Origin of the sequence: Draconibacterium sp. IB214405, assembly GCF_033963885.1 — a bacterium.
GTDB lineage: Bacteria > Bacteroidota > Bacteroidia > Bacteroidales > Prolixibacteraceae > Draconibacterium.
In genome coordinates this window covers 620720-647136 of the sequence record NZ_JAXBMA010000001.1, presented here as the reverse complement: position 1 = coordinate 647136, position 26417 = coordinate 620720, and the positions used below count along the sequence as shown (strand labels likewise).

Genomic DNA, 26417 nt, shown 5'->3' with positions numbered 1-26417 from the left:
ATTTTAAGCGCCTGTTGACAAATATTTAACTCACCTTTTCAATCTCAATTTGCGCCATCACATCTTTATCGATTTCCACCTCTTTCGATTTTGCGGAATCAACGCTATCAGCTAGCTCCAGAGCGTCGGCAAGTGTTTGCGCACAAATGTATTCTCTGTAGTTTTCAACTGCCAGATTGTACTCCTCGTGTTTTAATACGGTGAGCGTGATCCGGTCGGTAACTTCAAATCCACTGTCCTTACGCAAATTCTGAATTTTGTTAATGAACTCGCGTGCAATTCCTTCTTGTTTCAACTCTTCTGAAACATTGATATCCAATGCAATAGTCATGTGCCCTTCAGTGGCCACTGTCCATCCCGGAATATCTTCGGTTTGAATTTCAACATCGTCAAGTGCCAAAACAATCTTCTCGTCTCCCAAACTCAACTCGTACTCACCGGCACTTTCGAAAGCCGAAATTGCATTCTGATCCAACTGATTTACAGCTCCGGCAATTTGTTTCATCATTTTACCGTATTTCGGACCGAGCGCTTTAAAATTCGGTTTGATTTTCTTTTTAATCACCCCGGCCGTATCGGTCAAGAACTCTACTTCTTTAACGTTTACTTCTGCAAGAATGATACTTGAAACCGCCTCAAACTGCTCTTTAAAATGCGGATTTAATACCGGCACCATAATTTTACCAAGCGGCTGACGCACTTTCAATTTCTCTTTACGACGTAATGCCAGAATCATGGAAGAAGCTTTTTGAGCAATTGCCATTTTTTCTTCCAAGTCTTTATCGATCAATTCGTCGGCATAAGCAGGGAAATCAACTAAGTGTACACTCTGATCTTCAGCTTTTCCTGTAGCTTTATTTAAATCGTTGTATAATAAATCAGCATAAAACGGCGCGATTGGCGACATCAATTTGGCCACAACCTCCAAACAAGTGTATAGCGTTTGATACGCCGAAATCTTATCGGCAGAATATTCGCCACCCCAGTAACGTTTACGGCTTAAGCGCACAAACCAGTTACTCAGGTTTTCACTTACAAACTCCGAAATGGCACGTCCTGCACGTGTTGGCTCGTAACTTTCGTAACTTTCACCAACCTCTTTAATTAAGGAGTTCAGCAACGAAATGATCCAACGATCAATTTCAGGGCGCTGCTCCACAGGAATTTCTTGTTCAGCATAAGTAAAACCATCAACATTGGCGTACAATGCAAAGAAATTGTAGGTATTGTATAGCGTTCCGAAGAACTTACGTTTTACCTCTTCAACACCTTCGATATCAAACTTCAGGTTATCCCAAGGCTGCGCATTGGTAATCATGTACCAGCGCAGTGGATCTGAACCGTATTTTTCGATGGTTTCAAACGGATCGACAGCATTACCCAGACGTTTCGACATCTTTACGCCGTTTTTGTCCAGTACCAAACCATTCGAGATAATATTTTTAAACGCAACTGATTCATCGATCATTGTAGCAATTGCGTGCAAGGTAAAGAACCATCCACGTGTTTGGTCAACACCCTCAGCAATAAAATCGGCCGGGAATACATCTTTAAAATTCTCTTTCCATTCGAAAGGATAATGGCGCTGTGCGAAAGGCATCGCACCCGAATCGAACCAAACATCGATCAGGTCAGACTCGCGCTCCATTTTTTGTCCCGACGGTGAAACAAGAAAAATATTATCGACATGCGATTTGTGCAGGTCAATCTTTTCGTAGTTGGCTTTTTCGTAATCGCCAACTTTAAACTCAGCAAATGGATTTTCGGTCATAAATCCGGCAGCAACCGCTTTGTCGATTTCTGTCATCAGTTCTTCCATCGAACCAATACAGATCTCTTCCGAGCCATCTTCTGTTCTCCAGATTGGCAGCGGCGTTCCCCAGAAACGCGAACGGCTAAGGTTCCAGTCAACCAGGTTCTCCAGCCAGTTCCCAAAACGTCCTGTTCCGGTTGATTTTGGTTTCCAGTTAATGGTGTTGTTCAATTCCACCATTTTATCTTTTACCGCAGTTGATTTGATAAACCACGAATCAAGCGGGTAATACAATACCGGTTTATCAGTTCTCCAGCAGTGTGGGTAACTGTGAACGTGTTTCTCAATTTTGAAAGCCTTGTTCTGCTGTTTCAGCATCACCGAAATATCGATATCAACTGTTGGAGCATCGTCATCCAGCTTATCGTCGTATTCGTTTTTCACCGAACGTCCGGCAAACTCGTGATACGATTCGGTGTTTACGTATTTCTCAACAAACTCCGGATCTAGATCGATAGTCGGGTAAAAACGTCCCTTTTTGTCGACCAAAGCCTGACGTTTTCCTTCAGTGTCAATAACGATCAGCGGCGAAATTCCGTGTTGTTTTGCAACGCGGTCGTCATCGGCACCAAAAGTTGGCGCAATATGCACGATTCCGGTACCATCTTCAATGGTTACAAAGTCGCCGGTAATTACCTCAAAAGCTTTACCTTCAGGTTTCACCCAGTCGATCAGCTGTTCGTACTGAACACCTTTCAATTGATCGCCGGTGTATTCAGCCAGTACTTTGTAAGGAATATTTTTATCGCCCGGTTTGTAATCTTCCAGAGCCAGGTCGGCATTTTTTGCATTAAAATAAACAGGGAACAAATCTTTCGCCAGAATCAAAGTAACCGGATCGCCGGTGTACGGATTAAACGAGCGAACTTTTACATAGTTGATGTTCGGTCCAACACACAATGCGGTGTTCGATGGCAGCGTCCATGGAGTGGTCGTCCAGGCCAGGAAATACAAATCAGTTTCAAGTCCTTCAAACAGAAATTCCGATTTTTCGTTTCGAGTGGCTTTAAACTGCGCAATTGCTGTTGTATCTTTTACATCGCGGTAACAACCCGGCTGGTTCAGCTCGTGTGAGCTCAAACCTGTTCCGGCCGCCGGCGAGTATGGCTGAATAGTGTAGCCTTTATACAACAAACCTTTTTGGTAGATCTGTTTCAGCAACCACCAAACCGATTCAATGTATTGGTTTTCGTAGGTAATATACGGATCGTCCATATTTACCCAATAACCCATTTTGCGTGTCAGTTCTTCCCACTCGCGGGTGTATTTCATCACCTCTTTGCGGCAGGCGTCGCTGTATTCTTCAACGGTAATTTTCTTACCTATATCGTCTTTTGTAATGTTCAGCGCTTTTTCAACGCTTAATTCTACCGGCAAACCATGCGTGTCCCAACCGGCTTTTCGGTGTACACGGAAACCTTTCATGGTTTTGTAACGACAGAAAATATCTTTAATGGCACGCGCCATCACGTGGTGAATACCCGGCATTCCGTTTGCCGATGGCGGTCCTTCGTAAAATACAAATGTTTCGTGCCCTTCGCGGGTTGAAATACTTTTATGAAAGGTATCGTCTTTCTCCCAACGCGTAAGCACATCCTTATTTATCTGTGCTAAATCTAACTGCTTATATTCCTGAAATTTATTACTCATAAGAATACCTTATAATCCACTGATTTTAAAAAACATGCAAATATAGAAAAATTTTGATGGTCGGGGGGACACATCTTGTCAATATTAAATACAGTTAAAAGCCCTGATTTTAACAGAATGGAGCCGTTTAAAACAGCCAGGTCGGGTTATAACATAGAAAAGCCACTCTATGTTTTTCTGATAGAGTGGCTTGGTGGAATACTTTGCGAAGATGCCCGGTACAACAATCGGGTCTTAATATTTTTAATCTGCAGTGAAGTTAAGTTTGTTGTTTTGCATCCCTTTGAGAAATCGGGTGTAACAAAGCACCAAACTTAGTTCAGCGAAAAATAGCTTCTCGCTTAGCTACAGATCCGTTATGTTTTTACTTATAGAAATTGATTAGTTCAGGTCGAGCACCGAATTAAACTCGCCTTCGGCAATGCCGTTTGGAGCTACAGCATCTGCTTCTGCTTCGTTTTCCCAAACCGAATTGTCGAGAACATATTTAAACTGGTAGGCTTTACCGGTTTCAAGGTTCAGTGTTTGTGTAAAATCGCCGCTTTTCAATTTTTTCATTGGCTCTACATCCTCACTCCAGCCGTTAAATTCGCCAACAATTTTAATGGTTTCGGCATCTTTGGCATCGGCCTTAAGCACTTTAAAAGAAACTTTGCACTCGGGTTTACTTTTTAAATATTGTTTTTTAATACTCATAATTCTAAGTTTTTATGCAAAACAGAACAATTTATTGAAAGGAATTCTGAAAGAACGTGAAAACCTTGAATCTGCAACACAGTTGAGGCACGAAGGTTCAACATAATACAAGTTCCCATCCGGCGCCTGATGGCAAATCATATTCTTCTTTCAATAACCGATCAGATAAACGTATCTGAATCGCGTTGTTTTCGATTCTAAATTTGTTTTAGTTCTTGTTGGTTTGGGAATGAACGTTTAATGGTTCGTTGATCAAAAATAGAACTCAACACCAATTAATGCACTTATTACTAAATAAATATTCAAACAATTAACAGTTATATAAAATTAAAAAATTTAATTATCTTATTGTATATCAGACAGGTTGAACAAATCCTCAATTGGTTCACAAATGCGTTCAAATAACACATTCCGCTAAAACAAAGGATTTTATTCAAGCAAATGTTAGTTATCAGTTCGCAGGTGTTTTACGCGCTCAATAAATGATTTAACACGCTCGGTCTCAACTTCATTTTCCCAATTCCCCGCAATTTTAAACGACGATCCAACAATAAAACCGTCGGCAAAAGGCCAGAAACCGGCAATATTTTCTTCATCTATTCCCGAACCGATCATTAGTGGCAGATTTGTAACTTCTCTAACTGCTTCCAGATCATCCAGCGATGCTTCTTCGCCGGTGGCATTTCCAGTAACAATTATTCCGTCGGTTAAAAAGAATTCGGCAGCTTTGGCCATTTCACCAATCGAAACATCGGAAGAAATAGAATGCGATGAATGTTTCTTTTTAATATCAGTCCATAATTTAATATTGTCGGCACCAATTTGTTTCCGGTAACGCAAAAGCTCAGCTGCATCGCTATTCATCATTCCTTCGTCTGCCAAATGCCCAAAAACAAAACCTTCAGCTCTTATAAAATCAAAACCGGCTGCATGTGCCACAGCCAGTGCCTGCTTGTTTGCTCCTGCCAGAATCTGTATTCCCAGCGGAAGTGAAACTTCCTGCCTGAGTTTTGTCGCAATGGCAGTCATTGCCGCAACAATTTCCGGGCCGACCTCGCGATTCAGGTATGGGCGGTCGTGCATATTTTCTATCATTATCGCATCAACACCACCCTGCTCTAACTTTCTTGCATCGTTGGTAGCAGCTTCAATAATTTCCTGGATCGTTTTCGAATTTTTTGGAGTTCCAGGTAGCGCAGCTACATGCACCATCCCGATTATTGATTTGTCTGAATTCACGCTCAACTTTTTTGTTTCCTTAAAGTTAATTGAATTCGATGAAATTCTACCGTTCACGAAAAACTATTCACTTATTGTTCTGATTTCCACCGAATTCGTACATTTACACTCCATAACCTAAGTCAAAAGAGATAAAATGAGGCACTTATCCCTACTACCTGCAATAATTGCAATTGTTATTCTTACATCCTGCTCTTCGGATAAACACAAAAACACTTTATCGAAAAAAGAAATTAAGGAAGGCTGGGAATTGTTGTTCGACGGTAAATCCACCAACAAGTGGAAAACCTTTAACGGTGGCGCTGTAACCGGTTGGAAAATCATAAATGGAGAGCTGTATAACTCCGGTAACGGTTCCGATCATGGCGGCGACATTATTACAAAAAAACAATACACCAATTTTGAATTATACCTGGAATGGAAAGTTACACCGGAGAGTAATTCGGGGATCTTCTATCATGTTCAGGAGGGTTTAACCGACGCCATTTATGAATCGGCTCCCGAATATCAACTGATAGACGATAAAGGCTGGCCAACAGAACTGGAAGGCTGGCAATATTCAGGAGCAAATTACGGCATGAACGCACCTGAAAATGCCGAGGTAAAACCGCTTGACGAATGGAACTCAGCGCGTATCATTGTTAACGGTCGGCATGTTGAGCACTGGCTGAACGGGGAAAAAGTTGTGGAATACGAATTATGGACCGACCAGTGGCTGCAAAATAAAGCCGCGAGCAAATGGATAGAAGCTTCGAATTACGGCATGGCCAAAACCGGACATATCGGATTGCAGGACCATGGAGGATTAACGATGTTTCGAAATATTAAGATCAGGGAATTGTAGTTTTCAAGTTTGACAGCTCAAATCGGAACCAGCTGTTACGTTTCTCAATAAAAATTATCTTTGCTCCAAACGTTTTCAAAAATGGAATTTACTGCATTCAGAGATCTGAGACCCTTCTCGCAATTGTTTTTTGCTGCATTTATTGTCGTAGCCAGTGTTCTGGCTTTTTTTGTGCTGTCTCTTGTTGTGGCCATTCCAATCTGGGGATTCGACACCGTTTTACACCTGCCACCGGTAAATTCCGATACGCCACAGAACATTATCAACCTTTATAAATTAATCCAGGTTGTTCAGGCAATTGGTTTTTTTATTGTTCCACCATTTATTCTGGGCTACCTGTTTCATGGGAAATCCAAAGAATACCTGTACCTCGATAAATCCTTCAATTCGCAAAGTGTGATTCTGATAATTGTAATGATGTTTTTTGCAGCGCCTTTTATCAACCTTCTTGGCGAAATGAACAGCAACATGAGTTTCCCCGAATGGCTATCAGGAGTTGAAGGCTGGATGCGAGATAAGGAGGAAAATGCTGCCGAAATCACCGAGGCGTTTTTAAGCGTAAAAACAATTGGAGGTCTGGCCTTTAACGTTTTTATGGTCGCTATTTTGCCGGCTATTGGCGAGGAACTTCTGTTTCGGGGCGTTATCCAAAAAATATTTAGCAAAATGACACGCAGCCACCACTGGGGAATATGGATATCGGCTATACTTTTTAGTGCACTGCACATGCAGTTTTTTGGTTTTATTCCCCGTGTTTTGCTTGGTGCCCTGTTTGGTTACCTGTTGGTTTGGAGCGGATCGATGTGGTTGCCCATTATCGGCCATTTTCTGAATAATGCCATTGCAGTAATCGCAATATATTTTATAAATAACGGCATGCTGAAACCTCAATACGAAGAGATTGGTTCAACATCTGACAGCTATTATATGGCCGGAATAAGCCTTGCGCTAACGCTTGTTTTTCTCCTGATGTATAAAAGGCATAATTCCGGAAAAGAAATTCCGGTATAAATGAAAAAATCCCAAACCGGCTTTCACACCAATTTGAGATTTTTATAATTATTACATCAATATCGTTAAGCAAACTCGAAAAGCAAATCGGTTTGCATTTCCTCGGCTGATAGTTTTTTCTTCTCATTTCTGCGGAATACATATACAATTCCGTATTCCTGTGCCAACTGGCGTTTTACTTTTGGCGATTCAGCTTCGAGACTTTCTTCAATTTCTGTCCACAGCTTACTGATAAAGTCGTTGGTAATCTTACGCAGTTTCTGCATTTTATCGAACGAGCGCAATGTATTCCGCTTTAAAGTTTGCTGAAACACAGAAGCATCGTGCAATTCTTCTACCTTAAATTTTACGAGCGCAATCGACGGATTATAAATGGCACTGCCTCCATTTTGTTTCCGCTTCTGTTCGCCCTCAATCATTATTTTTCCCCACTCGAGGATATCTGTTTCGCTATTTATTGGAGGCAATTTACCCTCGTACGCCGCCAGGTTTCCATAAAATTTAATGCCGCCATTTATCTCGCCACGCTCCGATGCAAATAGTAAAACCTGCATAAAATGCGAAACATACATTTTTGCACGATCAAAAGCCTCTTTGTATTCTTTAATATTTTCCGACTGAAGTCGTGTGTCTAATTCGTATTGCGTGAGATGATTCTCGAAATTGTTCTTCACATTCTGCAGTTCCTCAACCGAATGATTTGAGAATGCCAGTTTATGCTCATTCTTAATCACCTTTGCCAGCGCTGCGTTAAGTGCGCGTATTCTGGCTTTATCCGTCGTGGGTAAACGTCTGTATGGCATAATTATCGTTTGTGTTTATGCGAAGTTATGGATTGTGCATTGAGAATACATGTGTTCGCCCCTGCATTTATGCACACTTCCTTGTTCATTATTGTGAAAAACGGGAGCTAGTTTAAAGCGATTCGCCTTCTTTTAATACCTTCCACTCTGTATTTCTGGAAGAAGTTAACAGCCGGATAAACAAAAAGCCTCCTCAAAAACTGAGAAGGCTTTTCAAATATTTAGCTTGAATTTTCTTATTCGCTAACTCTTGCGCACAAGTACTCGCGGTTCAAACGCGCAATATTGGTGATAGAGATGCTTTTTGGACACTCGGCCTCGCAGGCCTGGGTGTTGGTACATCCACCAAAACCAAGCTCATCCATTTTTGCCACCATGCTTTTGGCACGGTTGGCAGCTTCAACTTTACCTTGAGGCAATTTTGCCAGGTGCGAAACTTTTGCCGAAACAAACAACATAGCCGATGCGTTTTTACACGCTGCAACACAAGCACCACAACCAATACATGCTGCTGCATCCATTGATTCTTCTGCGTCTTCCTTCGCAACAGGAATAGCGTTTGCATCAGGAACACCACCGGTATTTACCGATACGAAACCACCAGCCTGAAGAATTTTCTCGAAAGCTGTACGATCAACTACAAGGTCTTTAATTACCGGGAATGCACGTGCACGCCAAGGCTCAATAGTAATGGTTTCGCCATCTTTGAACTTACGCATGTGCAACTGGCAAGTAGTAACCTCTGTGTCTGGTCCGTGTGGACGGCCGTTGATGTATAGACTACAAGTACCGCAGATACCTTCGCGGCAATCGTGGTCGAAAGCGATTGGATCGATTCCTTCTTCAATAAGCTGGAAATTCAGGATATCCATCATTTCAAGGAAAGAAGACCCGGTCGAAACATTCTCGATTGTGTATGTTTCAAATTTACCTTTTGATTTGGCATTCTTTTGACGCCAAACTTTTATTTTGAGTTTTTTTAGAATCTTATCAGCCATAATCTTACAGATTTATGATTTATAATTATTCGATCGATTATTTGTAAGAACGCTGCGTAAGCTTCACATTCTCAAATACCAAATCTTCTTTATGCATATCCGGCTCAACGCCCTCTCCTTTGTACTCCCAGCACGATACGTAGGTGAATTTTTCGTCGTTACGTTTTGCTTCACCTTCTTCGGTAGCCGACTCTTCGCGGAAGTGTCCACCACACGATTCGTTTCTGTCGAGTGCGTCGCGAGCCATCAACTCACCAATATCGAAGAAATCGGCAACACGACCGGCTTTCTCCAACTCAGGATTAAGGTTATCCAATTCGCCGGGAATACGAACATCTTTCCAGAATTCTTCGCGAATTTCCTTAATCATTTCGATCGCTTTTTTCAATCCTTCAGCATTACGGGCCATACCTACGTAATCCCACATTACTTGTCCAAGTTTTTTGTGGAAATAGTCAACCGGTTTCGAACCTTTAATATTGTATAACTTCTCGATACGATCTGTTACTTCTTTTTCAACCTCAGCAAACTCAGGAGCGTTTGTATCGGCCATTGGCGTCATAATTTCGTCAGCCAGATAATCACCAATAGTGTATGGCAACACAAAATATCCGTCGGCCAAACCTTGCATCAGTGCCGAAGCACCAAGACGGTTAGCACCGTGATCGGAGAAGTTAGCTTCACCAATAGAATACAAACCAGGAACTGAAGTCATCAGGTTGTAATCAACCCAGGTACCACCCATTGAGTAGTGGATAGCAGGGTAAATCATCATTGGCGCTTTGTAAGGATCAACGTCGGTAATTTTTTCGTACATCTGGAAAAGGTTTCCATAACGTGCTTCAATTACGTTTTTGCCCAAACGCTCGATGGCATATTTAAAATCAAGGAATACTGCTTTACCTTCGGCGTTTACACCGAACCCGGCATCGCAACGTTCTTTTGCAGCACGCGACGCAACGTCACGAGGTACAAGGTTACCGTACGAAGGATATCTTCTTTCCAGGTAAAAGTCACGATCCTCATCAGCAATATCATTCGGGTGAAGCTCACCTTTCTGCAATTTTACTGCGTCTTCTTTTTTCTTTGGTACCCAAACACGACCATCGTTACGCAACGACTCCGACATCAAAGTCAGTTTCGATTGCTGATCGCCATGAACAGGAATACAAGTTGGGTGAATCTGTACGAAACATGGGTTCGACATGTATGCACCACGTTTGTAACACTGCCAAGCTGCAGATCCGTTACTTCCCATTGCGTTAGTCGACAAGAAGAAAACGTTTCCGTAACCACCGGTTGCCACAACAACGGCGTGTGCACCAAAACGTTTGATTTCGCCGGAAACAAGGTCGCGGGCAATAATACCACGGGCTTTTCCGTCGATCTTAACCAAATCCAACATTTCGTGGCGGTTGTACATTTCAACTGCACCTTTCGAAATCTGACGGTTTAATGCCTGGTAAGCACCAATTAACAACTGCTGACCGGTTTGCCCACGTGCGTAGAACGTACGGCTAACCAACACACCACCAAACGAGCGGTTATCTAGCAAACCACCGTATTCGCGGCCAAATGGAACACCTTGTGCAACACACTGGTCGATAATGTTTGGTGAAACTTCTGCCAAACGATATACGTTAGCTTCGCGTGCACGGTAATCACCACCTTTAATTGTATCGTAGAACAAACGGTAAACCGAGTCGTTGTCGTTCTGATAGTTTTTTGCAGCATTGATACCACCCTGTGCCGCAATTGAGTGTGCACGACGCGGGCTGTCCTGGTAACAAAATGCTTTAACTTTATATCCTAATTCTGCTAAAGAAGCAGCTGCCGAGGCACCACCTAAGCCGGTACCCACAACAATAATTTCTAATTTACGCTTGTTAGCAGGGCTCACTACTTTAATGGCAGCTTTGTGTTTGCTCCACTTCTCTGCTAATGGCCCTTCAGGTATCTTATTCTCTAAAATGCTCATAATTCTTTCCTCTTTTTTATTTATACAATCCTACCATGAAATAAAGTGGAATAATGGCGAAACCCACAGCAACAAGAATTGCGTAAATTGTACCAACAACTTTCCAACGGTTTAACCAATGTTTGTTGTTCAAACCTAAAGTTTGGAAAGCCGACCAGAAACCATGCGACAGGTGAATTCCGAGTAAAATACCACCAAGAATGTAGAAAATACCCAGTGCCGTGCTGTTAATAAAAGCCGATGAAACCAAAGCGTACGCATTGTGCATGTGTTCGCCGTTTACGGTAACTTCTGCTAAAAGCGGATCACCGGTAAACTTCATTTTCACAAAGAAGTTAATGACGTGAATAATAAGAAAAACCAATACCAGACCACCTAAAACCAGCATGTTACGCGATGCCCACGAGCTTGCTCCGCTCATGTTCTTTTTCGCATACTTCACCGGACGTGCTTTCCAGTTTTGGTATTCAAGGAAAAATGACCATACAATGTGAATAATAAAACCTAATCCAAGAACTGGTTCCATAATTTTAATCAGAGGGTTCGTAGCCATAAAGTGAGCTCCCTGATTAAACAAATCACCACTGTTATCAAAAATCAGTAATAAGTTAAGCCCCAAATGGACTGCAATAAAGACTAACAGGAACAATCCTGAAAGACTCATCACAAATTTTCTTCCGATTGAGGCCGTTAAAAATCTGCTCATAATCTATTATTTATTTTTGGTTGATTCTTCATTTATTTTTAAGCAGCACAAATGTAGACGAACACAAATATTCCTGCAAAAAAGGAGTTCTAAATTAGCTAATTTATAACGATTCTACAACTGATTTAATTTTTGGTTTATATTGGAAAAACAAAGCAATGATTCCACAAAACAGTTTTGTGCTGAAAATGCCATCTGACAACAATTTTCGGGCAGAAACAAGGCATTTACCCTATCAACTCTGTTGCATTTATCGAGTGACTGGCCCCTTATTTTTTTCCTGCTCAAACTTTAAAATCACGTCAATTCCCGACTCTTTTGCACTTCCGCTTTGAAGTCGCAAGAAAAGTTTCTCATTAATTTCATACTCAATGATGATCGTTTCGGGAGTGATCTCATCTTCATTTACTTCGCCAAAACCACGCTGGTAAATTACGAATATATCGTTGGTAATATATTTACCCACAACAAAAGCTGCGCTCGACCAGTTTTCGGTGGTGGTAACTTCAATCATGTCGAGATTAAATTTTGTACCGATAGTTTTGCTTAACTGCGACGATATCATACTCGTCAGCGCATTGGAGCCGATTGAGTTTAACAGACCGTTGTTTCCGCCATAGCCAATTTCGTCGCTTGTGGCACCAAATACAAGAACGGATATTCCATCCGTTTCTGTAATCTGGACATCGTCGAGGAAGAACGTAATCTCAGGCTCCGTCAGATTACCTGTAATCGTCATTTCGAGGTAACGTTTTTCTTTGTCGCTGCTGCGGTAAACGTATTCAGCCGCAAGATTTAAAACCGGATCAAACTCTTCTCCCCCCTGGAAAGTCACTTCGCTTTCCTTTAGATTTAATTTGCGCCCGTACAAAATGTAATGTCCCCGAATGATTTTTACATTTCCAAATACTTCGAAATCGGGGCCGTCTTTTACGATTTCAAGTTCCCCTCCTAACTCTGCCCGAATATCATTGCTTCTTATCCAGGTATTTCTTGGGATTTCAACTTCCAAACGCCCTGTCAACAGATCTATAAATTCAGATTCTTTCTTTGGTTTTACTTTTACTGCCGCCATCTCCGTTTTCAAGTCGGTTGAATCTTTTGACTGATTTAATGCCTCCACCAACATTGGAACATCAGCTTCAGCATCGCCTTTCGCTTCTTTCATCAAGGCCGGCAAATACAGATCAGAACGCAGCACTTTTATCTTTCCGCCAAATTCAGGATGATCCTTGTCAGACTTCACAAAAGTATTGGCGTCGATCAATACCTCGTAGTTTCGATGCCGGGTGAGGAAGAAATTTTTCGCATCAACCTCCACCGACGAACTACTGATATTGCCTTTTATTATCGTGGAATCAAATGCCAGTTCTCCATTTACCGAGATCAGGCCGTTCTTCTGTTTCACCAAAACCGTGTCGATACCTATTTCATTGCCATTAAAACTTACCGATGCAGCTATCTCGTTGTATTCAATTCCGTAGGTTTTATTGCTGTACATCCCATCTTTCAAATGAAGATTTCCAAAAAACTGGGGATTATCAAGCGTTCCCTTTGTTTCAATTCGGGCATCGATTAGTCCTCTAACACTATCGTAAGGAGCATAAGATTTAACGGCGCGGGTAATGTCAATTGAATCGAGAATAAACAAACCTTCATAAGTTTTTGGAGGATGAAAGCCGAGTTGAAGCGAATCGAGTGAGAGCGACAACGGAGCATTGATACCCGCAAAAATTGTATTGCCCATCTCAGGAATGGTTAATTCGATACTGCCTTTTTCGCGGGCATATGTAAAATCCGACCGCAGCGATTGAAGTGCATAATTCCCGTAACGAGGGTCTGTAATTTCCATCTGTCCCTCGATAAATGGATTATCTGAACGGCCATACAGTCGGAAGTTGGAATTTAGCTTTCCTCCCAAAACTAATTCCTCCCCAAGAAAACGGTTTAGCTCACCAACGTCTAGATCATTTATTTTAATTTCAAAATTCCCGGTATCGCTCGTCGAGATATTTCCATCTACGGCGATCTTAAAATCTTTCAAATTCCGATCCTTCAACGTCAGATCATGGATTTCCAAAAACTCATAATTATCGAGTGTTGCTGTCATGGTATCAACCAGGTAAACATCAGCCCATTTCGAATTCACCTCCAATTCGGGCACCGTCAAAAAAATGGTATCGCCCACAACAACCGTACTTTTCAGCTTTGCTTTTAACATATCTGTCCAACTGGCTTTGGCTTCCACCCCCATCTCCTCTCCGGCAAAACTGTAATCGATTTGAACGGTGTCTAACTCGATATTTCCTGATTTTACATTGTGAACATCTGCATGAACAGCAACATTAAAAGAATCACTGACAAGAGCAACCTGATAATTTGCCTGGGCATCATCTGCACTAACCGAATAACCTTCTGCATGAAACAGGTCGAGAACACCATCAATTTTTAAAGCGGCGACCGGTCCAGAAACCGTTGCAACCGTTAACACAGAATCGAAAGTAACAGGCAAATCAACTATCGAATTAATAAGCTGGAGCGAGGTGATGTTCCCGTTTAATTTTGAATTTACAAACATTGAATCGAGTTCAAACTGCCCGCTGCCCGAAACTTCAACTCCTGTTGCAAAGGCTTGTAAAGTATCTACCTTTATCGATGATCCGTTAACATGAGCTAACGCGCTTGCACCCTCTATAGGATATTCATAAACCATGCTAGGTGAAAGTGAGATAACGGCCGTAGCCAGCAGCTTTTCAGGATCAAAACCTTTGCCTTTGGCAACAACCTTTCCGTTAAGCATAGTATACGCCAATTCGGGCATTACCTTGCTGAGCTCAAATTTATCCATATCAATCTCAGCTTCATACTCCGGCTCTTCCCTTAAGGTCAGTTTTCCCTTCACAGCAGCTTTTCCAACTTCCGACTGCACAAGGATATCAGCTTGTAAACTATCGCCGTAGTATGTTCCACCCAATACTAAAGTCTTTAACCGAACCTCTTCAAAAGAAGAATTTTCAAACCGGACTTTAACGCTTGCTTCCGATTTAAAATCCTTCAGATTTACTCCTGCAAGATCCAGTTCCCCATCCAAATATGATTTCTTAATTCCCAGATCAGCCCAGTTCCCAACATTTACCCTGTCGAATTTTACATGAGCCTGATACGGCACAACTTTATCTTTCAACTGAAGGTTTGAAAAGGGTTGAAGCGAGAGCTTTGCGCTGAGTTGCTCTTTCCCGTTTTGTAGTACAACACTTGCTTTCAATGAATCATTCGACACCTTCAGGTCAGCATTTACGGAAGGAGAACAAAGCATTTTGAAGGAAGGAACAAAGAGGGCCAGATCATTTTTATCGACGATCCCTTCACTGATTTTCCCCTCCAGATTTTCGGGAGAAAAGTAGGTTCCCTGAAAATTAACACCGGAATTATTGGCAACCAGCAGCAGGCTGTCAACCATTATTCCCGAATCGTTTAGTTCGAGTTTACCACTCAGTTTCTTTAAAGCGACAGCAGGATCTTTGCTTTTCAGTTGAAAACTGTTTAGCCTGACCAAGGTTTCTGCCTCACTGTAATTTCCTCCGGCTAACAAATTGATATCATTAATCTTCGAAGGAATCCCATTTATTAGCGAGGCAATATCAATCCGTCCATATTCGATGGCAAGTTTACCTACCGCTATTGTGTACAGAAAAGGTTTGCTGTTTGATGTTGACGGCTCCGACTTCGGCAGGATGGTACTGAAATTCCAGGTACTGTCGGCGCTTTGCCACAGATTCACATAAGGTTCGCGTAAGACAATTGAGTCGATACTGATCGTTTTGGAGAGCAAAGGCCATAGTTTATAATTTACCTCTAAACCGCTGAACGATGCCAGCAGCGAATCTGCATCACGAAGTTCCACGTTTCGCAGCAATATATTGTTGTAAAAGTTACCGTCCAGTTCTTCAATGTTAAAGACTAAGTTCAGTTGTTTTTCTATCAGTTTAACAACTTGCGATTTCACCTGCTCTCTAAAAAAAGAAGTTTGAGTTAACAGCAAAGCACCGGTAATCAGCAGAATAACTCCTGCTAACACAATTGCCGTATATTTTATCAATTTCCTCATTTTTTAGAAAGAGTGACCAATATTAAAATGTATCTGCCATTTCGTGTCACTATCGAAAACCGGCCGTGCAAAATCAATTCCGGCAGGCCCCATTGGCGTTTTTATGCGTAAACCTGCTCCGGCAGAGTAGTGCAAATCAGTGATGTGATATTCAAAACTCTTTTGCCACACATTTCCGCCATCGATAAATACATTGAATTTCATCCTTCGCCCCAAATCGAACCTGAATTCGGTAGTGGCTTCCAGCAAACTGTTCCCTCCAACCGGAGTGCCATACTCGTTGTGCGGACCAAGATTTCCTCTCGACCAACCGCGCACCGAGTGACTTCCGCCTGCAAAAAACTTCTCTTCCACCGGAATAAAATCTGCATTGTCGGTTCGTTTAATTCCTCCGATTTTACCTTTCAGAGCCAGTACCACACCATGATGAATTCCGAAATACGTTTTGTATTCCGTCAGGATACGGTAAAACGGGATATTTCCCGCAAACATGATATCATTGGTTTTTATATTGAACGAAACCGAATACCCCTGAACCGGGTCAAGAATCGGATCGGAATTGTTATAAATGGCACCTAAAACGACTCCCATTTTACTGTAAATCGATTCATCATACAAATCACTACTTTCACCAAAATACACCGAAGTATCTTGCTCAACATCTTCGTAGATAAGCCCGATGGAAGTATTCAGTTCTTTCGAGAAATTTTGCAGAAATGTCAGACTAGCCCCCATTTTTTGAAGTTTATAACCGGGCTCATCCTGCTCCAGAATAAACGGATGAATAGTTAAAGTATTTATGGGAACAATAAACGAGGGTTGCGAAAATTTCAGGTAAACATTGTAGGGTTCCAGTCCCGAATGTTTGGCATACAAATTCAAACGGCCGGTATTCGTTAGAAAACCCAGGTATTGTACATCGGTATAAGCCCTGAGTTTATCTTCACGTCCGTAACCGGCACCAAAACGCACCGACCAACGTGGTGCTTCCCTGATATAAATTTGCAGCGGAATAGTATCAGCTTGTTCTTCACCCATTTTTGTGCGAATAGAGGCCACCCTGTAGTTCCCCTGCCCGTAGATCTGTTTCTGTGTTTGATCGATCTTCTTTTTACTCCAAACTTCTCCTTCTTCATAAGCAACCTGACGAAGTATACTTTTTGATGGCACCCGCTCGTTTCCGGTTATGGTTGTTTTGCCAATGTACGCCATTTTTCCGCGCACAATATTCCAGTTTACCGACGTCGTGTTTGTAGCCGTATCAACATCCAGCTGGTGCTCTACTGCGGTGTATGGGTAACCATAATCAAAAAATGTTTCAGCAATTAACTGCTTATCATTTATAACCGCCTCATCACGAAATATTTTAGTCGGATTGATCTGTGTTTGAAGTAAAAGTTTCCGTTTGTCTTTTGGCTGTAATACATTATCCAGTTTGTTAGTACTGTCAACGTTGTACGAAATATCAGAAATTGTAATTGGTTTACCTTCGCGGATAAAGATTGTTAGCTCAAGCCGGTCCTTTTTTGTAATCACAATCTCCGGTTCATCAAATTGTACATTTAAATAGCCTTCCTTTTGATAAAACACACGGAGCCTGGTTATGTCCTCATTATACAAGGTTCGGGAATAATAAACCGGTTCTTTCCCAATAAGTTTACGTTTAAACCAGGTGCTTCCTTCAATGGCAATTTCATCCTTCAGTTGCGAGCCAGACACATGTTTATTCCCCTGAAACTTTACTTTACTTATCATCAGGTTCTCCTGCGCGAAACAAAATAATGTGCCAAAAATGAATGCTATTGTTATCAGGACGTGTTTCAAGCCAACGTAATTAAGGTTTTACCAAAGATATAACATGGCAATTTCAAAATGCAACTATTCTGTAAAAAGTTGGGGCAATACAACAGCTTAATATTTTGGCAGAACCACTACAAATTCTAACTTTAGCCAACACTAAATCTAAACCAAATGGGTACACCTTTTCTCATTTTCATTGTGCTTTCTGCAGTTGGGGTACTTTTGTTTCTGGTACTAAAACTCAAAATTTCGGCATTTATCTCCTTGCTTATAACTGCCATTTATGTTGGTATTATTGCCGGAATGCCGCTAAAACAGGTCACTCAATCAATTCAAGATGGAATGGCCGGAACATTGGGATTTGTTGCTACGGTTGTAGGCCTCGGTGCAATTTTCGGGCAAATGTTGGAAAGTTCAGGAGGTGCCGAATCGCTGGCTCATTACCTGGTTAAAAAACTGGGAACCGACCGTGCTTCGTGGGCTATGGTAATTACTGGCTTTATTATTGCCATCCCGGTATTTTTCGATGTGGGATTTATTATCCTTGTACCGATTATTTATGCCCTTTCGCGCGACACCAAAAAATCGTTATTGTATTACGGAATTCCACTGTTGGCCGGATTGGCAGCTACACATAGTTTTATTCCTCCAACGCCGGGGCCGGTTGCTGTTGCCGACATAGTAAATGTACAACTGGGGTGGGTAATTTTGCTCGGATTTATCATTGGTTTGCCAACTGCAATTATTGCCGGACCTGTTTGGGGAAAGTATATTTCGAAGAAAATATACCTGACACCGCCCGAAGAATTTATTATTGATAATGTAAATGAATACGACGAAAATAACCTTCCCTCGTTTCGCCTGATCGCCATAATCATTGCGGTGCCGCTCTTTTTAATTCTTGTAAATACTTTTACGGGGCTGGCAGTCGCTAAAAATGTTGTGGAACAATCCATTTACACAGATATCCTTGAATTTCTTGGTCACCCCTTCTCTGCTCTGATTATCGCCACACTGATCGCCATTTATTTCCTGTGCCTGAAACGGGGCATGGACAAACAAAAAATCCTTGATCTATCAACCAAAGCACTTGGCCCTGCAGGTATTATTATTCTGATAACCGGTGCAGGCGGTGTGCTAAAACAAATTCTGGTAGACAGCGGAATCGGAAAAATTATGGCCGAATCGATGTCGAATTCGGCGCTTCCGCCTATTTTATTAGCCTGGATTTTGGCTGCAATTGTTCGGGTAACTCAGGGTTCGGCAACCGTTGCGATGATAACAGCTGCTGGAATTATTGCCCCGGTATTGAGCGAGTTTGGATTAAACGATCCGCAACGTGCACTGGTGGTACTTTCCATAGCATCAGGAGCAACTTTGTTGTCGCATGTTAACGACAGCGGATTTTGGCTGGTAGGTAAATATTTTGGCATGAATGAAAAACAAACGCTGCAAAGCTGGACGGTTATGGAATCGATAATTGCTGTTTGTGGACTGGCTTTTACGATGTTGGTTAGTTTGTTTTTTTGATTGTTTTTTAAATCCATACCCTTTTGTCTATCAACATTTTCCCTTAAAAGGGAAAACAGCAATGATGCCTGGCTGGCAAAGTGCCCAAACAACAGGCTCCCCTGCAAAGGGGAGCTCCCGAAAGGGTGAGGGGTAAAGAAGTCCTTTTCTAAAATCACGGCCATTATTCTTTCCTCTGCCCCAAAGTCCCCTTTGGGGATTTAGGGGTCAAAAACCAGCTCAAAGAGTTCTCAAAAATTACTATCATTGCATCACTATGACATTTACATTCAAACATTTTACAGAACTCACAACAAACGAATTGTACGATATTCTGAAACTTCGGTCCGAAATTTTTGTGGTGGAACAGGATTGCGTGTACAACGACTTGGACGATCTGGATAAAGATGCAATCCACCAGTTTTTGGTAAAAGATGGGCAAATCGTAGCTTATTCGCGTTTACTAAAACCGGGCACACGTTTTAACGATTATTCCATTGGACGGGTTGTGGTAAAAGAATCGGAACGAAGAACGGGTTTGGGAATTCTGATGATGGAAGAAGCCAAAAGCTATATTCTAAAGAACTGGAATCCGGATAAAATAAAGATAAGTGCACAAAAATATTTGCGTAAATTTTACGAAGATCTTGGATTTAAAATTGTGACCGACGAATACATGGAGGATGGTATTCCGCACTACGGAATGCTGTTTGAAAAACAAGCCGATTAAACGAATGCGAAAAATTGCAATTCTTCTTTTCCTCCTAATTAACATACAAGCCTTTGCATCGCCAAAGGACAGTATTGTTGAGCGCATTTTTAACGAAATGTACAATCAACATTACACGCAGGCTGAAGAAATGCTTCACGCGAACCAGAATAATATCGACTCCATTTTTTTTGCGGTGCTTTCGGTTGACATGAGCTACTGGAAAAATGTTACCGGTACCAACTCGCCCAATTACGAGACATTTGAGAACGATCTACAACGGTTTTCGCTCATTAACACAACAACAAGCACACAACAGGCCATTCATTTGGTTACGCTCTCGTACCAGTTACGCTACGAACTCAAACGCTTTAAACTCATAAAAGCCATATCCACACGGCAAGAAACAAAGGCACTTTTCACTTCGCTAAAAACCAACGAAGAATTACCGCCCGAACAACAGGAATTGTATCAGCTGTATTCCGCGTTATTTCAATATTTCGACAATTATTTAAAACCGTTTTTTGTTGCAAATAAAAAAGAGAATTGCAACGAAGCATTAACAAAAATGACCCAATTATACCAATCGGAAAACCGGATAACCAAAACACTGGTTGCTTATTTTCTGGGGAAAACATGGCTGAAATACGAGAACGATCCTGAAAATGCCATCGAATATTTTCAGTGGCTGCACAAAAGGTATCCTGAAAATATCAAATTCGAAGAACTACTGGCTGAGTGCAACGAGCAGTTAAACTAGGTTTTAAAACATTTCGCTCATTTTTCTCTTTCGTCCGGAAGTTTTGAAAAAAGAATCTTATTACTTTACGGAAAATTTGTGAGATGATTCAGAGGGTATTCTTTTTTATTTTTCTATTGACCACCTTAAACTCTTCAGGCAGCACTTTAAACAACGACAGCATTGCCAACCGGGTGTTTACTTTAATTTATGAGCAAAATCTTACCGAAGCCGAAAAGATTTACACATCAGGGAAAGACGAGCTGAACGAATTTTACCGCACTTTTTTAAACCTCGATTTGCACTGGTGGAAATACCGAACCACCTATTCAAAAGAAAACTCCGATAAGCTTGATCAACTGATCGATGCATCGATATTGCCCGAAACAGATACCTACGAGAAAAAAATGCGCCAGATTATTGTGCGCTCCTACCAGTTACGATATGACAAAAAGAAATTCAACATTTTTGGAATGCTTTCGGCCCGTTCCGATATCAGAGACCTGATTGCAGATATTGAAAAAGAAGCCCCGCCTTTTACCGGCGACGAACAAAAACTTTTCGAAAGTTATGTGATCATGTATCAATACATTGAAAACATTAACTTTTTTGCCAACGCCAAAAAGTCGGAAGCGCGTGAGAAAAAACTAAAACGAATGGAAAAGTTCGCCGAAGAGGATAACGTTATTCTGAATACTGTGGCTGATTTCTTTTTAGCCCGGATGTACCAAAAAATTGAGGACAAGCCGGAAGTGGGGCTGGAGCATTTTAAAATACTCACCAGAAAATACCCGACAAACAAAACCTTTGCAGAGTACCAGGCCGAGTGCGAAGAAAACATTTAATCCCAAAGCTGATGCTGAACAGTATCACGATGAAAAGTACGCTTTTTACATCTCGGGCAGATAGCCTTTTTTAAACGGTGAATATTGGTGAGTTTTAACCGCGATCGGCAATCTTTACACCTGAATTCACTTTTATGAATCACCTTTTCGTTTTCATAAACAGTCACTTCTATCTTGTCGAATAAGGTTTTGCACTTGGGGCATTTATAAATCTGGAAGCCTGCTTTCAGGTGAGGATTGTTGGAAGTTTGCACCAAGGCTTTGAGTAGGTTGTGCGTTTTATAATGAAAAATGCGGGTGCGCTGTCCAAGGTAATCGCTAACTTCTTGCGAATGAACAAGAAAACCATGGCCCTGGTTAAAACTTTCGGTAAAGCCGCAATGATCACAACGATATAAATAGGCATGTCCCATTGCTTAAAATTATAAATTTTAAAACGGCTGGTAGATGTTATAAAGTATCATTCAAACATTTTTTAATTTTATCTGTATTACTGTCATACATAAACAAATAAATTATGAAACACATTGTAATCGCCACATTATTCGTTGTATTTACTTTGAGTGCATTTGCACAGGAATTAAAAGTTGGCGACAAAGCACCAACTTTTTCCACAAAAGCCGACGATGGTTCAATCTGGAATGTAAAGGACTACCTGGGCAACAAGTTTATTGTTGTATATTTTTACCCGGCAGCAATGACCGGCGGCTGCACAAAACAAGCCTGTGCTTACCGCGACATGAAAACAGAAATTGATGCGGCAAACGCTGTGGTTGTTGGAATTAGTGGCGACAATGTTGATGGCCTTCAACTTTTCAAAAAGGCAAACGACCTTAATTTCCCCCTATTATCGGATGCCAGTGGTGAAATTGCCAAAAAATTTGGAGTTCCTGTGCGCGATGGCGGAACAATAACACGTGAAATTGACGGGAAAGAATTCGATCTCACCCGTGGTGCAACTACTTCGCGCTGGACTTTCATAATCGACAAAAAAGGCAACATTGTGTATAAGAATACAGACGTTGATGTTAGTAAAGACTCAGAGGAAATTTTGGACTTTATCAAAAACAATTCTTAAATTGCATTGATTTACAAACCCATAAATAAGTGAAGATGATAAAATTAAGAGCAATTTTAATTATTAGCCTGCTGTGTTTTTTACTTCCGGTGAAAAACAGTTTCGCCCAGGCCGAAGTAGTAAAAAACGGCGACAATTATGTATTTGTGTATAACGAGGTAGGATCAAGCGACGATACCACTCGTTGGGAAACAGTAAACTATGCTTCGAAAAGCACAATCTCAGCATCCGGAAACATCGTAAAAACGCTTTATTACCAGTTACAGGACGACCATCCTCTATTGGGATACACGTTTGTGTTTGGTGCCAGCTTTAATATTGGTGATGCAAAATTGGTAGATGAGAGAGTCTTGATGAAAAAAGACGGAAGCTTTAAAGTTACCATTCATAGTAATGGTGCTGGAACTCGTCTTCCCATTGGATGGATATTGGAATAATAACAAATTTCGTGTTCTTTTTTACCGCCCAAAAAGGTTAAAAACTATCTTTGCGCAAAACTCAGGTTTTGGAAACAACCACGTTTCTAAAATATTTCGAGGGGCACAGTGCTACTGCCAAGGTGGTGAAAAAAGCCGCTGCCCCCCCGGGTGAAAAAATTCACCTGCACGGGCTTATTGGCTCTGCCAAAACCGTATTACTCGCCAATGTATTTCAGAAAGTTCAGCAAAACTGTGTTGTTTTATTAAACGATCGCGAAGAAGCAGCCTATTTTTACGACGATCTGAACAACCTTGGATTTGCCGAAAACACCTTATTTCTTCCATCGTCGTATAAACGATCGGTGCAGTACGATAATCCGGAGCAGGAAAATATTGTTCAGCGAACCGAAGTGTTGAACCTGCTTTCGTCGGCCGACAAACCGTATTTTGTTATATCGTATCCCGAGGCAATAATCGAGAAAGTAATCTCAAACGATAGTTTGGAGACGAACACCTTACAGGTAAAAAACGGCGACAAGATTTCGATTGATTTTATCAACGAATTCTTATACGAATATGGTTTCGAACGGGTTGATTTTGTGTATGAACCCGGACAATTTTCGGTGCGCGGAAGTATCGTCGATATCTTTTCGTTTTCGCACGAAGACCCATTTCGTATCGACTTCTTTGGCGATGAAATTGACTCCATCCGAAGTTTCGACATTGAAAACCAATTATCGAAAGATCGCTTAAACAAGATCACTATTGTTCCGAATATTCAGAATAGTTCGGTTGAAGGAGAGCGCGTTTCATTTGTTAATTTTCAGGAGAAAGATAGCCTGTGGTTTAGCAATAACTCGAACCAGTTTGTTGATCGGATTGCAGAATTGCACCGTCAAACCATTATCGCGCGCGAAGACGAAGATATTGTAGACTTGCTTTTAACTGCCGGCGAATTAGAAATGCAACTAAAAGCAAAAACAGTATTTGATTTTGGTAACGACCTGGCTTTTTCTCCCGATGAAAAAATAGAGTTTGCCAACTCGAGCCAACCGATATTTAATAAGAATTTCGAACTGCTTGGATCAAACCTGACCGAACACCGAAAAAACGGTTACGAGCTGTTTATTCTTTCCGGCCAGGAGAAACAAATCGAACGTCTGCAAACAATATTTAAAGATTCGAATGTCAAAGTCAGCTTCAATCCGGTAAATTTTGTGTTGCACGAAGGCTTTATCGATCACGAATTAAAAGCCTGTTTTTATACCGACCACCAGATTTTTGAGCGCTACCACCGCTTTAAACTGAAAAACCGAAAAGCGCAACGCGAAGCCATTTCTTTGAAAGAACTTAATAAACTGCACCCGGGTGATTATGTGGTTCACATCGATCATGGAATCGGAAAATTCGCAGGACTGGCACGCACCGAGGTAAACGGGAAAATGCAGGAAGCCATTCGTTTGGTTTATAAAGATAACGACTCGCTGTTGGTGAGTATTCACTCGCTTCACCGCATTTCGAAATACAAAGGAAAAGACGGTGGCGAACCTAAAATTAACAAACTGGGCACGGGTGCATGGCAAAAAATCAAGAGCCGCACCAAGTCGAAGGTGAAGGATATTGCCAAAGAGTTGATTGCGCTTTATGCAAAACGACGCGCTGAAAAAGGTTATGCTTTTTCGCATGACTCGTATTTGCAAACCGAGCTGGAAGCATCGTTCATTTACGAAGACACTCCCGACCAGGAAAAGTCGACCGCAGCCGTTAAAGAGGACATGGAAAAAACCATGCCGATGGACCGTTTGGTTTGTGGCGACGTTGGTTTTGGGAAAACTGAAATTGCTATCCGGGCAGCTTTTAAAGCCGTTGCCGACAGTAAACAGGTGGCTGTTCTGGTACCAACTACCATTCTGGCTTTTCAGCATTTTAAAACCTTTAGCGAACGACTGAAAGATTTTCCGGTAAAAATTGACTACGTCAGCCGCCTGAAATCAACCGCCCAGGTAAAAGCTGCATTAAAAGATGTTGCCGACGGAAAAACCGATATTATTATTGGTACACACCGTTTGGTGAGCAAGGATGTAAAGTTTAAAGACCTCGGTTTGCTGATTATTGATGAAGAGCAGAAATTTGGTGTTTCCGTTAAGGAAAAACTAAAGCAGTTTAAGGTTAATGTCGACACCTTGACATTAACCGCAACGCCAATTCCGCGTACTTTGCAGTTCTCGCTGATGGGTGCCCGCGACCTGTCAATCATTCAAACGCCTCCGCCAAACCGCTACCCAATTGTTACCGAGGTGCACGGCCTGAACGAGCAAATGATAAAAGAAGCCATTCTATACGAAATGGATCGAAACGGGCAGGTATTCTTTATCCACAACCGCGTTCAGAATATTTATGAGGTTGAAGACATGATAAAGCGTATTGTTCCGGGTGTAAAAACGGTGGTTGGCCACGGACAAATGGAAGGCCCGAAACTGGAAAAAGTGATGCTCGATTTTATCGATGCGAAATTTGATGTGCTGATTGCCACAACGATCATCGAATCGGGTCTTGACATACCAAATGCCAACACCATTATAATTAACCACGCGCAAAATTTTGGCTTAAGCGACCTTCACCAGTTGCGTGGACGTGTTGGACGCTCGAATAAAAAAGCGTTCTGTTACCTTATTGCTCCGCCACTTTCAACGGTTAGTGCCGAAGCTCGCCGGCGTTTGCAGGCCATCGAGCAGTTTTCGGAACTCGGAAGCGGTTTTAATATTGCCATGCAAGACCTCGATATTCGTGGTGCCGGAAATATGCTGGGTGCCGAACAGAGTGGTTTTATTGCCGACATTGGTTTCGAAACCTATCACCGAATTTTAAACGAGGCGATTCAGGAATTAAAACAAGATGAATTTAAAGACTTGTTTGCCGAAGAAGACAAGGCACAATCTCAGGCTTTCCTGAATATAAAATACGTTAACGACTGCACCATCGACACCGATATGGAACTGCTGTTCCCAAGTGATTATATTCCGGGAAACTCGGAGCGAATGATGCTTTACCGCGAACTCGACAATATTGAAAGTAAAGAAGAACTCGAAAGTTTTACCAAAGGATTGTTAGACCGTTTTGGCGAACTTCCGAGCGAAAGTCGTGAGCTGATAGATATCCTGCCGCTTCGCTGGAAAGCCATCGAACTGAGCATGGAAAAGATCATTCTGAAAAACAAAAAAATGATCTGTTATTTTGTTGCCGATCAGAAATCGTCGTTCTACCAATCGGGCGACTTTATTAAAATTGTACAGTACGTTCAGAAAGGAAAAACCAAAGGACGGATGAAGGAAACCAATGGGAAGCTAACCCTCAGTTTTTCGAATGTTCCGAATGTTGAAACCGCCGATTATATTTTGCGTGAAATTGTTGAGGACCTTAAAAGCTGAAGATTCAACAACTAATTTCCTGATAATAAGAAACTGCCACACAA

At 41.6% G+C, this 26417-nt stretch carries 19 protein-coding genes; 9 read left to right on the top strand and 10 right to left on the bottom strand.

Translation table 11 applies throughout. The features are described 5' to 3' along the window. Nucleotides 1-25 precede the first annotated feature (25 nt). From ileS to SLH46_RS02260, 3 genes are all read right to left on the bottom strand, one after another. Entirely contained in the window at nt 26-3463 is a 3438-nt protein-coding gene (ileS, locus tag SLH46_RS02270) for an isoleucine--tRNA ligase (RefSeq protein WP_320279520.1), read from the bottom strand. A gap of 381 nt (nt 3464-3844) precedes the next feature. After that, nucleotides 3845-4159: an isoamylase early set domain-containing protein gene (locus SLH46_RS02265; protein WP_320279519.1), complete on the bottom strand. Its 315-nt coding sequence runs from the start codon at nt 4157-4159 to the stop codon at nt 3845-3847. Between the two features lie 444 nt (nt 4160-4603). Continuing rightward, nucleotides 4604-5398: a BtpA/SgcQ family protein gene (locus tag SLH46_RS02260; RefSeq protein ID WP_320279518.1), complete on the bottom strand. Its 795-nt coding sequence runs from the start codon at nt 5396-5398 to the stop codon at nt 4604-4606. A gap of 136 nt (nt 5399-5534) precedes the next feature. On the opposite strand from SLH46_RS02260, the gene SLH46_RS02255 reads away from it, so the two are divergent. Together SLH46_RS02255 and SLH46_RS02250 are read left to right on the top strand one after the other, a co-directional pair. Further along, entirely contained in the window at nt 5535-6242 is a 708-nt protein-coding gene (locus tag SLH46_RS02255; RefSeq protein WP_320279517.1) for a 3-keto-disaccharide hydrolase, read from the top strand. Nucleotides 6243-6323: 81 nt separating this feature from the next. Continuing rightward, entirely contained in the window at nt 6324-7253 is a 930-nt protein-coding gene (locus SLH46_RS02250; RefSeq protein WP_320279516.1) for a CPBP family intramembrane glutamic endopeptidase, read from the top strand. Between the two features lie 65 nt (nt 7254-7318). Here the strand turns inward: SLH46_RS02250 and SLH46_RS02245 are convergent, their stop codons facing one another. The 6 genes from SLH46_RS02245 to SLH46_RS02220 form a co-directional block, all read right to left on the bottom strand. Continuing rightward, nucleotides 7319-8056, bottom strand: coding sequence for a hypothetical protein (locus SLH46_RS02245; RefSeq protein ID WP_320279515.1), 738 nt, complete (start codon nt 8054-8056; stop codon nt 7319-7321). 236 nt (nt 8057-8292) lie between these two features. Then, a complete protein-coding gene (locus tag SLH46_RS02240; RefSeq protein ID WP_320279514.1) occupies nt 8293-9054 on the bottom strand; it encodes a succinate dehydrogenase/fumarate reductase iron-sulfur subunit in 762 nt (253 codons plus the stop codon). A 37-nt stretch (nt 9055-9091) separates the two neighbouring features. Further along, nucleotides 9092-11032 carry a fumarate reductase/succinate dehydrogenase flavoprotein subunit gene (locus SLH46_RS02235; RefSeq protein WP_320279513.1) on the bottom strand — a complete coding sequence of 647 codons (1941 nt, stop codon included), beginning with the start codon at nt 11030-11032 and terminating at the stop codon, nt 9092-9094. A gap of 16 nt (nt 11033-11048) precedes the next feature. Continuing rightward, nucleotides 11049-11738: a succinate dehydrogenase cytochrome b subunit gene (locus tag SLH46_RS02230; RefSeq protein WP_320279512.1), complete on the bottom strand. Its 690-nt coding sequence runs from the start codon at nt 11736-11738 to the stop codon at nt 11049-11051. 250 nt (nt 11739-11988) lie between these two features. Then, a complete protein-coding gene (locus tag SLH46_RS02225; RefSeq protein ID WP_320279511.1) occupies nt 11989-15846 on the bottom strand; it encodes a translocation/assembly module TamB domain-containing protein in 3858 nt (1285 codons plus the stop codon). A gap of 3 nt (nt 15847-15849) precedes the next feature. After that, complete coding sequence (locus SLH46_RS02220; RefSeq protein ID WP_320279510.1) at nt 15850-17601, bottom strand: BamA/OMP85 family outer membrane protein; 1752 nt, start codon at nt 17599-17601, stop codon at nt 15850-15852. A 216-nt stretch (nt 17602-17817) separates the two neighbouring features. Between SLH46_RS02220 and SLH46_RS02215 the strand changes: the two genes are divergently transcribed. The 4 genes from SLH46_RS02215 (at nt 17818) to SLH46_RS02200 (ending at nt 21448) form a co-directional block, all read left to right on the top strand. Continuing rightward, complete coding sequence (locus tag SLH46_RS02215) at nt 17818-19176, top strand: GntP family permease (protein WP_320279509.1); 1359 nt, start codon at nt 17818-17820, stop codon at nt 19174-19176. A gap of 256 nt (nt 19177-19432) precedes the next feature. Further along, entirely contained in the window at nt 19433-19885 is a 453-nt protein-coding gene (locus tag SLH46_RS02210) for a GNAT family N-acetyltransferase (protein ID WP_320279508.1), read from the top strand. Nucleotides 19886-19889: 4 nt separating this feature from the next. Then, nucleotides 19890-20624 carry a hypothetical protein gene (locus tag SLH46_RS02205; RefSeq protein WP_320279507.1) on the top strand — a complete coding sequence of 245 codons (735 nt, stop codon included), beginning with the start codon at nt 19890-19892 and terminating at the stop codon, nt 20622-20624. Nucleotides 20625-20707: 83 nt separating this feature from the next. Then, complete coding sequence (locus SLH46_RS02200) at nt 20708-21448, top strand: hypothetical protein (RefSeq protein ID WP_320279506.1); 741 nt, start codon at nt 20708-20710, stop codon at nt 21446-21448. Here SLH46_RS02200 and SLH46_RS02195 read toward each other — a convergent pair. After that, a complete protein-coding gene (locus tag SLH46_RS02195) occupies nt 21445-21861 on the bottom strand; it encodes an LIM domain-containing protein (RefSeq protein WP_320279505.1) in 417 nt (138 codons plus the stop codon). The genes SLH46_RS02200 and SLH46_RS02195 overlap by 4 nt on opposite strands. Before the next feature lie 104 nt (nt 21862-21965). On the opposite strand from SLH46_RS02195, the gene SLH46_RS02190 reads away from it, so the two are divergent. From SLH46_RS02190 to mfd, 3 genes are all read left to right on the top strand, one after another. Beyond that, entirely contained in the window at nt 21966-22526 is a 561-nt protein-coding gene (locus tag SLH46_RS02190) for a peroxiredoxin (RefSeq protein WP_320279504.1), read from the top strand. A gap of 35 nt (nt 22527-22561) precedes the next feature. Beyond that, complete coding sequence (locus tag SLH46_RS02185; protein WP_320279503.1) at nt 22562-22963, top strand: hypothetical protein; 402 nt, start codon at nt 22562-22564, stop codon at nt 22961-22963. 68 nt (nt 22964-23031) lie between these two features. Beyond that, nucleotides 23032-26373, top strand: a complete 3342-nt coding sequence (gene mfd, locus SLH46_RS02180) for a transcription-repair coupling factor (RefSeq protein WP_320279502.1) — start codon at nt 23032-23034, stop codon at nt 26371-26373. Nucleotides 26374-26417: the final 44 nt, after the last annotated feature.

Excerpts from the sequence above, each read along its gene's own strand:
- SLH46_RS02200 (WP_320279506.1), top strand. The coding sequence starts at position 20,708 with ATGATTCAGAGGGTATTCTTTTTTATTTTTCTATTGACCACCTTAAAC.
- SLH46_RS02185 (WP_320279503.1), top strand. The coding sequence starts at position 22,562 with ATGATAAAATTAAGAGCAATTTTAATTATTAGCCTGCTGTGTTTTTTA.
- SLH46_RS02230 (WP_320279512.1), bottom strand. The coding sequence starts at position 11,738 with ATGAGCAGATTTTTAACGGCCTCAATCGGAAGAAAATTTGTGATGAGT.
- SLH46_RS02250 (WP_320279516.1), top strand. The coding sequence starts at position 6,324 with ATGGAATTTACTGCATTCAGAGATCTGAGACCCTTCTCGCAATTGTTT.
- SLH46_RS02220 (WP_320279510.1), bottom strand. The coding sequence starts at position 17,601 with ATGATAAGTAAAGTAAAGTTTCAGGGGAATAAACATGTGTCTGGCTCG.
- SLH46_RS02205 (WP_320279507.1), top strand. The coding sequence starts at position 19,890 with ATGCGAAAAATTGCAATTCTTCTTTTCCTCCTAATTAACATACAAGCC.
- SLH46_RS02215 (WP_320279509.1), top strand. The coding sequence starts at position 17,818 with ATGGGTACACCTTTTCTCATTTTCATTGTGCTTTCTGCAGTTGGGGTA.
- SLH46_RS02190 (WP_320279504.1), top strand. The coding sequence starts at position 21,966 with ATGAAACACATTGTAATCGCCACATTATTCGTTGTATTTACTTTGAGT.
- SLH46_RS02225 (WP_320279511.1), bottom strand. The coding sequence starts at position 15,846 with ATGAGGAAATTGATAAAATATACGGCAATTGTGTTAGCAGGAGTTATT.
- SLH46_RS02195 (WP_320279505.1), bottom strand. The coding sequence starts at position 21,861 with ATGGGACATGCCTATTTATATCGTTGTGATCATTGCGGCTTTACCGAA.
- SLH46_RS02255 (WP_320279517.1), top strand. The coding sequence starts at position 5,535 with ATGAGGCACTTATCCCTACTACCTGCAATAATTGCAATTGTTATTCTT.
- SLH46_RS02245 (WP_320279515.1), bottom strand. The coding sequence starts at position 8,056 with ATGCCATACAGACGTTTACCCACGACGGATAAAGCCAGAATACGCGCA.
- SLH46_RS02265 (WP_320279519.1), bottom strand. The coding sequence starts at position 4,159 with ATGAGTATTAAAAAACAATATTTAAAAAGTAAACCCGAGTGCAAAGTT.
- SLH46_RS02235 (WP_320279513.1), bottom strand. The coding sequence starts at position 11,032 with ATGAGCATTTTAGAGAATAAGATACCTGAAGGGCCATTAGCAGAGAAG.
- SLH46_RS02240 (WP_320279514.1), bottom strand. The coding sequence starts at position 9,054 with ATGGCTGATAAGATTCTAAAAAAACTCAAAATAAAAGTTTGGCGTCAA.
- SLH46_RS02210 (WP_320279508.1), top strand. The coding sequence starts at position 19,433 with ATGACATTTACATTCAAACATTTTACAGAACTCACAACAAACGAATTG.
- ileS (WP_320279520.1), bottom strand. The coding sequence starts at position 3,463 with ATGAGTAATAAATTTCAGGAATATAAGCAGTTAGATTTAGCACAGATA.